The organism is Paractinoplanes hotanensis, assembly GCF_023717965.1.
Classification (GTDB): domain Bacteria; phylum Actinomycetota; class Actinomycetes; order Mycobacteriales; family Micromonosporaceae; genus Actinoplanes; species Actinoplanes polyasparticus.
The window spans coordinates 1-1258 of sequence record NZ_JAMQOL010000122.1 but is presented as its reverse complement, the minus strand read 5'-3'; the positions used below and the strand labels follow the sequence as shown (position 1 = coordinate 1258).

1 protein-coding gene is annotated in these 1258 nt (G+C 55.4%); it reads right to left on the bottom strand.

Going from position 1 to position 1258, the window contains the following annotated elements; all coding sequences use genetic code 11:
• Positions 1 to 446: 446 nt before the first annotated feature.
• Positions 447 to 1163, bottom strand: a complete 717-nt coding sequence (locus LXN57_RS47670) for a hypothetical protein (RefSeq protein WP_251804957.1) — start codon at positions 1161 to 1163, stop codon at positions 447 to 449.
• Positions 1164 to 1258: the final 95 nt, after the last annotated feature.

Below are 1258 nucleotides of genomic sequence, written 5' to 3'. Positions count from 1 at the left end.
ACATCGTCACCGCCGCGCTGCACCTCACCCATTTCGAATACAAATACCTAACCGGATCTTGCTGAGATCAGCTCAGTGGTAGCCGGACTCAGTAGCGTAGACGACGAACGGCAGCCACCATTGACGGCTACCGGCGCCGAGACCCTTCCGTACTGCGGAACGGACGGTCGACATTAGAAGATCGAGGTCGTCGCCAGACAGGCCATGTTCCAAGGCGAACACCGGTGAGCTTGTCTCCAGCTGTCGCCTTGAACGGTGAAGGCCTTGAAAATGAGTATGGAGCGATTCATGCAGGTATTGCAGTAGCTCGGCAGTACTACTCGAATTAACGCTATACATGGCTGCTGCACCTCCCTGCAAATCCCCCAAATTGTGATATCAACATGGCAGTGGAGTGCGACTCCCGAGTGCACATGCGACCACTATTGTTATGTATTTTTGAGATGCTAGAGAGCTCCCCCTTCTGCCTTTTCGGAGTTCTGTGCCGACTCATTTTCCGCGGCACCGGAGTAAGTTGCGGATCGAATGGCAAGCAATTCGTCCCTGAGTATCGGACCGAGCAGCGGCGCGGCGACGGTGGCAAGTTCGGCCAGAAAGTAACGGGCACTGCCATTCCCGGCGCCGGTCAGAGTTTCAAAAGAACATCGCACGCTTCTTGATCCAATGCCGATTCGCGCCGTCACGCTGGCAACGAATCCATTGCTGAGGAGAGAGGCGACGACGCTCAGGAAGTCGTCCTGGGCTACATCGGGTCGTTCGCTTGAGGCGTAAGTTAAGGTGGCGTCGCCGTTTGATAGGCGCACCTCGGAGACAGCCACTCCTGCGACACCTGCTCTTCTCTTAAGCTCCGAAACCGATATCGCTGCGCGATCCGAAGTGTTCGCGGGTAACTCCATGACCGATCGCGGCGCGAAATGTATGCGATAACGAGGAGAATGCAATGTAAGAGTGCTGGATGAAATCGACCACTGAGGAATGTTGTTGATCGGATTCTGCGGAGTCGGGACCACGCGGCAAGCTTTGGCGGTGAGGCGACGAGCGCAATTTTTCAGCAACCGTTGAAGATTGGCGTTTGCTGGGAATTCAGCGAGTTGACAGAGCCGTTCAGTAGTAAGATTCTGACCGAGGCGGCGCCAGAAAGCGTCGTCCCCAAGGTCGGGCATTTCAAGAACGAAACGCAGTGAGCTGATCTCAGCAAGATCCGGTTAGGTATTTGTATTCGAAATGGGTCAGGTGCAGCGCGGCGGTGACGATGTCG

Excerpts from the sequence above, each read along its gene's own strand:
- LXN57_RS47670 (WP_251804957.1), bottom strand. The coding sequence starts at position 1,163 with ATGCCCGACCTTGGGGACGACGCTTTCTGGCGCCGCCTCGGTCAGAAT.